Annotated in this window: 6 protein-coding genes; 4 read left to right on the forward strand and 2 right to left on the reverse strand. The window is 38.8% G+C overall.

What is annotated here, in order from left to right; genetic code table 11:
• Window positions 1-11: 11 nt before the first annotated feature.
• Together DRF61_RS21205 and DRF61_RS21210 are read left to right on the forward strand one after the other, a co-directional pair.
• Entirely contained in the window at window positions 12-1,370 is a 1,359-nt protein-coding gene (locus DRF61_RS21205; RefSeq protein WP_111960848.1) for a PKD domain-containing protein, read from the forward strand.
• 2 nt (window positions 1,371-1,372) lie between these two features.
• Entirely contained in the window at window positions 1,373-3,127 is a 1,755-nt protein-coding gene (locus tag DRF61_RS21210) for a hypothetical protein (protein ID WP_111960850.1), read from the forward strand.
• Between the two features lie 384 nt (window positions 3,128-3,511).
• On the opposite strand, the gene DRF61_RS21215 is transcribed toward DRF61_RS21210, so the two are convergent.
• Together DRF61_RS21215 and DRF61_RS21220 are read right to left on the reverse strand one after the other, a co-directional pair.
• The gene (locus DRF61_RS21215; RefSeq protein WP_111960852.1) at window positions 3,512-3,877 is read right to left on the reverse strand and encodes a helix-turn-helix transcriptional regulator; all 366 of its coding nucleotides are present in this window, start codon (window positions 3,875-3,877) and stop codon (window positions 3,512-3,514) included.
• A 171-nt stretch (window positions 3,878-4,048) separates the two neighbouring features.
• Complete coding sequence (locus tag DRF61_RS21220; RefSeq protein ID WP_111960854.1) at window positions 4,049-4,270, reverse strand: hypothetical protein; 222 nt, start codon at window positions 4,268-4,270, stop codon at window positions 4,049-4,051.
• 625 nt (window positions 4,271-4,895) lie between these two features.
• Between DRF61_RS21220 and DRF61_RS21225 the strand changes: the two genes are divergently transcribed.
• On the forward strand, window positions 4,896-7,763 hold the full coding sequence (locus DRF61_RS21225; RefSeq protein ID WP_111960856.1) for a SusC/RagA family TonB-linked outer membrane protein: 2,868 nt from the start codon (window positions 4,896-4,898) through the stop codon (window positions 7,761-7,763).
• Between the two features lie 81 nt (window positions 7,764-7,844).
• Window positions 7,845-9,230, forward strand: a complete 1,386-nt coding sequence (locus DRF61_RS21230) for a RagB/SusD family nutrient uptake outer membrane protein (protein ID WP_238601929.1) — start codon at window positions 7,845-7,847, stop codon at window positions 9,228-9,230.
• Window positions 9,231-9,409: the final 179 nt, after the last annotated feature.

Consider the following 9,409-nt stretch of genomic DNA (forward strand, 5'->3'; position numbering starts at 1 on the left):
AAAAATAACAGATGAAATTTCATAAAAATCTAAAAACGCTATACTTTTTTCTTATCGGTGTACTCGCATTTACATTTAATGCGTGTGCAGTGGAAGAAAGTATTCCGGTGAAGGCTGATTTTAGTATAAAAGTGATAAACGATGATTATTCCGTGCCTGTAAAAGTGGAAATTACCAATAAATCGACAGGGGCGGAGACGTACCAATGGTCATTTGAAGGAGCTTCAGTAACAAGTTCTACAGAAAAAAGCCCTTTACCCATCACTTATGCCAGTCCCGGAGTCTATAAAATAAAACTAAAGGCATCCAATAAAGATGGAAATGTAGACGAGAAAGAAATTGAGGTAAAAGTAGATGCTGCGATGAATGTAGATTTCGAATGGCAGATGCAGGGCAGTGATATTTCTCCGGTAACCTTACATATGATAGACAAATCTTTAGGCGCTACACAATACCTTTGGGAGTTTGAGGGAGGAAGTCCTGCAACTTCCAATGCCCAAAACCCGGATGTAGTATTTACAACTCCGGGAGATCATATGATTAAACTGACCATTTCCAATGGACTGGAAACTTATTCTACCCAGAAAACCGTTACCATACAGCCGGCAATGACCATAGATTTTAACTGGACTGTTGATCCTATTGATAATGATTATCAGGCTCCGGTATTATTACACTTGAATAATATATCGACTAATGCCTTTACGTATGAATGGACCATTGTAGGCGCTAATCCTGCAACTTCAACAGCGGTTAGCCCGGACATTAATTTACCGGCGGCAGGAACATATACGATTATTTTAAAAGCAATCAACGATAAAGAAACTAAGATTTTACAAAAACAGGTAACCGTTTTACCGGATGCTAATCTGTTATCATTTTCAAATATTCAGTTGGGAATAAGCAGTGCCAGTTCAACGGTAGGTTCTTTCTTTTCATCTGAATTGGGAACTGTGCTTAAGCAGAATGAAGTAAATGCAACCAATGGTTCCAAAATAGATTTTGCCTTTTTCGGATTGAATTCATCCTTTATGTACAATCAGTTCGTATCGCCGGATGAAGTTCAGAATACCGGATTTATGGCTATTCCTAATGCTACTCATTCTAAAATTATCAACTCACAGGAATTGGTAGGCACACAGCTTTCTTCGTCAGGATTTGACGCCTTAAATGCAGGAAGTGATTTTAATACCATTACGGTAACAGAAACCAATGCCGGAAAATCGCCGTTCAGTAATTCTGTTGTTCCAAGGGTTATCCTGTTCCAGACAGCAGACGGCAGAAAAGGAGCTGTTAAGGTTAAAAGCTTTGTGGCAAACGGTTTAAGCTCTTATATTTTGGTAGATATTAAAGTTCAAAAACAGCCTTAATTATGAAGAAGATCTATATAAGAAGCTTCACGCTGTCCCTATTTGTTTCTGCCAGTGCAATGTATAAAGCACAGGAGGTAGATTTGGAAAATCTGGGGAAAAGGACAATGGAGGAACTCAAAAAGAACCCTTTTAAAATAAGTGGGGGAGTTTCTGCTAATTCTGTTTTTTACAGCTCCAACGTATATAATGGAAGAGCCCCGTTTACTTATTTTCTGAACGGAAATTTAAATTTAGGGTTGTATAAATGGTCAATGCCCATATCGTATAGTTTAACCAATCAAGGAAGCCAATTAGGATATCAGGTGCCGTTTAAATTCAACAGAATAAGTATTGCTCCAAAATATAAATGGATAAAAGCCTATATCGGGGATGCGAATATGACATTTTCTCCGTATACATTTAACGGACTGCTCTTTACGGGAGCCGGACTTGAGCTTACCCCTAAAATACCATTAAAGGTGGCACTTATGACGGGTAGGCTTAACAAAGCTATTGAAGATGACGGTAATCCCAATACCATTCCCGCTTACAGGAGAATGGGATATGGTGCTCATTTGAGATGGGAGAAAGAAAGATATAAATTAGGATTGATCGGATTTTATGCAAAAGACGATGTGGGTTCTCTATCAAGAGCTCCGGATGCAAAGGGAGTGTTGCCACAGGAGAATCTGGTACTATCGATGACAGGAAGCTTTATGATCGATAAAAACCTTGAAGTCTTTGGAGAATATGCCAATACCGCCTTGGTTAATGATCTGAGGGCAACTTCAAGCGGTGCAGAAAAAAAAGGATTGGCAGCCAGGTTTCTTTCTCCTAATTCATCTATGGAAAGCTACTCAGCTTATAACGGAGGGGTAAACCTTAAGCTTAAAAAGGGGATGGTAGGTGTAAAATATGAAAGGATAGATCCGGGATACAAAACATTGGGAGCTTATTATTTCAATAATGACCTTGAAAATATTACATTGAACTCATCTTTCACTTTATTGAAGGATAGATTAGCTCTTTCTGCCAATATAGGAAGACAACGAGATAATCTGGATAATCAGAAATTTAAGCAGACGAGCCGCTGGGTTGGGGCTGTCAATGCCAATTTTAAAGCATCAGATAAATTGATGGTTACGGCAAGCTACTCTAACTTTACCATGTTCACCAACAAGCAGCTTAACCAGTTTAATAACATTAATAATAATCCCCTGCTTATTCAGCAACCAAAGGATTCGATAGATTATAAGCAGATTTCGCAGAATACAAACATTAATGTTAATTATATCATTTCCAGCAGTAAGGAAAAAGTACAGAATATCAATATCAACTATTCCCTAAACGAGATGGTCAACAGGGAAAACGGTATAGTAAGAAAAGGCGGCTTATCCAGATTTCATAATGCGAATGTCAACTACACTCTCGGATTCCCGGAAAAGAAAATGAATATTGCTACATCGGTTAATTACACCCATATGTATGCAGCATCTCAAGTATCAAGTATTTGGGGACCTGCGGTTACTGTTACTAAGTCTTTCCTTAAAGAAGACAAGCTAAAGACAAGTATTGGAGCTTCTTATAACCATTCAGGAAGTTCAACGGCAAATATCAATGTCATGAATTTCAGATTGGGGGGTAATTATATGCCGTGGAAGAAACATAGCTTTGATCTTGCTTTTATTCAGATGTTCAGAAATACAGACCAAGCGGTTGAAAACCCTAATCTAAATGAAATGACCTATACGGTGGGATATAATTATAGTTTTTAAAAAAATAAATGATTCGATAACATTCAGTATTATAATAAAGGATTTAAAATCAAAAACATAGCACTCAGGATATGTAATGCTCGTGAAGCTATCCGGTTAGAATTTCGTAAAGAAAGCTGTTAATTTTCAAAGGCACATTCGTAAAATAATTTGTGAGATATTTTACGAATGTGCCCCCATTATATGTAATATTCATTATTTTCCTCTAATAGCGTCTTTGCCCTTAATCTTATAAAGGTCTTTAATAACCTCTGAAATGGCCTTTATTACAATGATACATAAGGGTGTATATTTTGTACAGTAAGAAATAAAAAAAAGTCCTTTCCTGTAAAAGTTGACCGCTTGGGAGGAAAGAAAGATAATAATTTTTTTTATAAGTCTATTTTACTGTTTAATTCTTTTAAATCTTTCCTTTGCTTCAATTTCTAAATTTACATAATATTGTTCTTTTTCAGCAGTTAGTTTTTCTTCCAGACAGTAAGCTTCTTTGATTATTGATAAAATAAAGTCCAAAGGTTTCAATACAAATAGAGACTTAAAATCAATTTTTAATGATTGACAAACTTTGAATAAAATTCTCCAAGTTGTAGAACTCTCATATCTTTCTAGTCTGCCAATAGTAGTTTTATTTGAACCTATTAATAAACCCAAATCTTCCTGAGAAATTTTTTTTCTTAACCTTTCTACTCTCAGCATACAACCAATCTGTAAAGCTAAAGCATCAAGTTGCTCGTTACTATATTCTTGCATCTAGTAAAAATTCGAATATTTTCAATAATTATTCGATACAAATTTGTATCGAATAATTATTTTTATATATTTGTAAAATAAATGTACGGATAGATTTACAATTGCTATATGGCAAAAGCTATCTTGGTTTTATACAAAAGATCAAAATTTTAGCGTAGAAGCATTGAGGAGTTAAACATCAACCATTTTGAAGAATTCGTGAAGTTTCAATTCTTTAGCTTCGCAAATTTTTTGAATAGTTATTAGGCTGATTTGATAAGTATGGTCTTCACGAATACGACGGACAGTTTTTTCGTCCAGATTGTGTTCAGTTGCAAACTTGCTGTTGTTGTCCAAAGGAATAACCCATTTATCCCTTATGTATTCAACTATTTTTCGGTTTGCCTTTATCATACTAACAAAATAAGGCTTTAAAAAGAAAAATAATTCGGACTGAAATCCGAATATTTAAATATTTTATTATATTTGTAAAGACATTGCATCCAATGATGTAATTTTGCGATACTTCGAAAAAATATTAGAAGCTTTTCGCTTAGAATCTCGTATCAGAAAACTGGTAATTTAATGCTCACGAGAGGATAAGTTGAAGGCTCACGACCGCGCGGCGTGGGCTCTCTTATCTGTGAGCAAGGTATACCAGTACCCCTGATACAGTAAAGTAAGTAGAGTTCCACGCCGTTTTTATTTCCAATGCTGTCCCCGCTATCTCTACATTTCTCTAAGCCGCTTTTACTATTAAGTATAAATTAGACACGATACAATGGCAGCGCATCCATTGGAGCTTTACAGTTCACACCAGAGGTAAATTTTCATTCATATTAAATTGTGACCTGTATGGGCAGGGAGTTTTCTGCACTGGTAAAGCTTCCTCCGTACGGTCTTTAAAACCATAGTACAGCACGAAACAGACAGTAAAAATTAACAACCACAAAGACCAATAAAAAAGCCCTTTCCGCAAAGTTGACGCTGGCAGGAAAGAGCAGTTAGTTATAATAAGTTTATTAAACCCAACAAATTTATGAAAAAATCCTATACCAGCATAGGGCACGTTTCATGTGTCCTTATGCTGACGGTAGCAGGCGTCTCTTTTCATGCACAGGTACAGAGCAATTCTGATACTATTTCCCGAAAGAATACCCCTGGAGCTTCCGTACTCAGGAAAAAGACTGATACCTTATCCCCTTCAAATAAGCCTCCTTCAGAAAAAGTAAGCAGTATTGAAGAAGTGGTACTTAATGCAGGGTACTATAAGGTAAAAGACAAAGAACGTACCGGAAGCATTGCCAAAGTTTCTGCGAAAGACCTCGAGAACCAGCCTGTAGCCAATGTACTTTCTACAATTCAGGGAAGAATGTCAGGGGTAAGCATTACCCAGAATACCGGAACACCCGGAGGCGGGTTTGATATCCAGATCAGGGGAAAGAATAGCATCCGCCGTGAAGGAAATGAGCCCCTATACATTATAGACGGAGTTCCCCAGGCTTCTGAGACTCCTTCGCTGTATTCCAATAAAATCCTTCCGTGGTCCTCTATTAATCCTCTGAATGCCATCAGCCCAAATGATATTGAGAGCTTTGAGATTTTAAAAGATGCGGATGCAACAGCCATTTACGGATCAAGAGGAGCGAACGGAGTAATTATTGTAACGACAAAAAGAGGGAAGAAAGGTAGATCGGAACTCAAACTTAACACTTCATATTCCTTAAGCAGGATTATACGACCTATGGAAATGATGAATACTGAGCAGTACATCAGTATGCGCCGTCAGGCATTTCAGAATGATAATGTGCCTTATCCTGCAACAATGTATGATATCAACGGAACATGGGATCAGTCCCGCTATACGGACTGGCAGAAGGAGTTGATTGGGGGTACGGCTGAATCCTATGCGGTACAGCTTTCGATGAGTGGTGGTTCTGAGAATATGTCGTATCAGATCAGCTATGGCCATAATGAGCAGGGTACTGTTTTACCTACGGATTTCAGGTACAAGACCAATACCATTAATGCGAATTTCAGCTATTTTACGCCTAACCGCAGGTTGGAATTTAATTTTGTGAATACCTTCTCTTTTCAGAACAATAACGTTCAGAATGATGATATGACTTCTAAGGCTATTGGGCTGAGCCCCAATGCTCCAGCATTGTATACCTCTGAAAGAGGGATCAATTGGGAAAACGGAACTTTTACCAATCCTATAGCATCGCTTTTGAGCGAGTATCGGAATAAGACTGCTTTTTTTAATAACGGACTCAATGTGTCTTATAAACTGTTTCCATTTCTTTCGGTAAAGATGAATGCGGGGATCAGCTATCAGAATTTTGAAGAGCGTTCGTTAAAACCTCATACTATTAATAATCCATCTTTCGGACAGACGAGTTTGAACTCGACCTCATCGAAGAATAATCAGGTGAATTTCTCTTATATTCTGGAACCGCAGATTGTCGGCAGTTATATAATAGGGAATCACCGGTTTGAAGCGTTGGTGGGAACAACACTTCAGAAAACGCAGGCTGATCAGGGGGCGATTTCAGGCAGGGGATTTGAAAGCAATGCACTGATTGATAATATTGGAGCTTCCAATGTGAAGACTATATCGGATCAGGTACGCAGTGAATATAATTATACTGCGGTGTTTGCAAGGTTCAATTATCAGCTTAAGAAAAGGTACATCCTGAATCTTACGGGCAGGAGGGACGGTTCCAGCCGTTTTGGTCCGAGTAACCGTTTTGGAAACTTTGGAGCGATAGGGGGAGCGTGGCTGTTTTCAGAAGAAGGTTTTCTGTCAGAATTAAAATGGCTGAGTATGGGTAAGCTGCGGGGAAGCATCGGAACCACAGGTAATGACAAGATAGGAGACTATCAGTACCTGAATACTTATATCATATCATCGGGTATTTACAACGGTCAGACCGTTTTAAACCCGGCACGCCTGTATAACCCTAATTTTAGCTGGGAAAAGACGTTGAAAAAGGAATTGGCATTGGAATTAGGACTCTGGAACGGGCGGTTTAATTTCTCAGGTGCGTATTATGAGAATACTTCATCGAATCAGCTGGTCGGTATACCGCTTCCTGCTACCACCGGGTTTTCATCCATTCAATCCAACCTTCCGGCTAAAATCAGGAATACGGGGTGGGAATTTGATGCTTCTCTGCAGGTGTTTAAAAAAGGAACGTTCAGATACGATACTTCAGTTAACCTGAGTATTCCTAAAAATACATTGGTGGAGTTTCCTAACCTTGAAGGCTCTACCTATTCCAATCAGTATGTAGTCGGCTATCCTGTGACGATTGCCCGGGTGTATCAGTATGAAGGGATTGATCCCGTAACCGGATTATTCAGGTTTAAGGATTTTAATGGTGACGGGAAGATTAATTCCCCTGATGATAATAAAGCGGTTGAAAAATTAGGAGTACGGTTCTTTGGGGGATGGTCGAATAACCTGAGGTTCGGGAATTGGTCTGCTTCTTTCCTGTGGCAGTTTGTTAAGCAGAGAAACTGGAACTACAACCGTTCGATGCCGATGCCGGGAATTCTTAATAACCAGCCTGTAGAAGCACTGAATGTATGGTCTGCTTCAAATCCTGATGGACAGTATATGCCATACTCAGCAGGATATAATTCGCAGAAACTCTCTCTGCACGGGTTCTTTCAGAACTCGACAGCAGCAGTAAGTGATGCTTCTTTTATCAGGCTGAAGAATGTCCAGATCAGCTATAAGATTCCTGTGAAAGAAATGGGGATTAAGGAAGCAATGGTCTATTTTCAGGGGCAGAACCTGTTGACCATTACGAAATACTTCGGTATGGATCCTGAGTTCTACCTTGTTGGATTCCTTCCGCCGTTAAAAACTTACTCTCTTGGGTTTCAGGTCACGTTTTAACATTCGTGGTCTGGAATCAGGGAGTTTTTAGGTCCACCTACTTATAATTCAACCACTATATCAATCTTAATAATTATTGTAATGAAAAATATACTCAACCATATCATATGCTTTCTACTGATGCTGCTGACGGCTTTAAGTACAATATCATGTGAAAAATTTGTAGAAACTGATTTTCCGAATAACCAGCTGGCAACAGAAATGGTTTTTGAAGATGAAAAAACAGCGGATGCTGCCCTGGCAGGTCTGTATTCCGCTCTATGGACAAGCTCGGTAGTCAGTGGTACTTCCGATGGTTCCGGAGCTTTACTGGGAACCTATACCGATGATATTACGTGTGTGTTCACCTCTGCCGGAAATTCTGTTCTTGATATTTATAATAATAATCCTCTGCCCACGAATGCTACTATCAGCCTGGTTTGGACCAATGCTTATCAGCAGATCTACATGGCCAACAGTATTATCAGTGGCGTAGAAAAATCCAAAAGCCTTTCTCCGTCTTCAAAAGCACGGATAAGAGGTGAGGCTATATCTATCCGCTCATTGATTTACTATTATCTGTATCAGATGTTTGGGGAAATTCCCTACACGGATACTACAGATTATTTGTACAACAGTACGTTGAAGAGAATGCCAAAAGATCAGTTCCTGGTCCGGTTGGAAACCCATATGTCGGAAGCCGTTAATCTTCTGCCGTCATCCTACAGACATGCAGAACGAATCTATGTCAATAAGGCGGTGGGCTATGTCCTGCTTGCCAGGATGAAAATGATGCTCGGAAAATGGCAGGAAGCGGAAGTGATTAGCCAGGCGATTATTCAAAGTTCAGATTTTGTTTTTCAGAATGACATCACCAAAATTTTTCAAAAGTCAGGAAAGCATATTATCTGGCAGCTAAAACCTAAAAATAATACTGATGCCACTCTGGAAGCGGTTATGTATAATTTCACAGGAGCTCCGACTTCTTTTGTTCTTAACCCTGATTTGATCAGTTCTTTTGCTGCTGATGATTTGCGCAGGCAGAATTATTTTACCGCTGTGGTGTTTGGTTCCCAGACGAACTATAAACAAACTAAATACAAGATAACTATTGCCACTAATACAACAGAGTATCCTATCATCTACAGGTTGGAAGATGTTTATCTGATGCTTGCAGAATCTTTATTAAGACAGAATAAAACATCTCTGGCAGTTCCTTTCATCAATTTTACAAGACAGAGAGCCGGTCTTTCTGCTCTGAACAGTTCTATTTCACAGGCTCAGGCGTTTTTGGAATTGAAAGCAGAAAGAAGGAAGGAGTTTTTTGCTGAACATGGAACCCGTTTTATGGATCTTAAAAGATGGGGTGAATTGGATCAATTACAGGCAGTAAAGCCGAACTGGAAAACTACGAATCAATTTCTTCCTCTTCCACAGAAGGAAATGCTGTTGAACAGTAACCTCACACCGCAGAATGATGGGTATTAATTGTACGGTTATGGAGTTGAAAACGACGACAAATATGAAAAAAATATTTCAAATGAAATGGGGAGTCTTAGCTTTTATGATGCTGCTGGTACTGTTGTGCACGGAAAATCTGTTTGCACAAAAGTATGAACATCTCGAGAAGCTTGTGAATGCCACTGAAGAAATGCAGTTTCCTGAAG

Source organism: Chryseobacterium lathyri (assembly GCF_003290185.1).
GTDB lineage: Bacteria > Bacteroidota > Bacteroidia > Flavobacteriales > Weeksellaceae > Chryseobacterium > Chryseobacterium lathyri.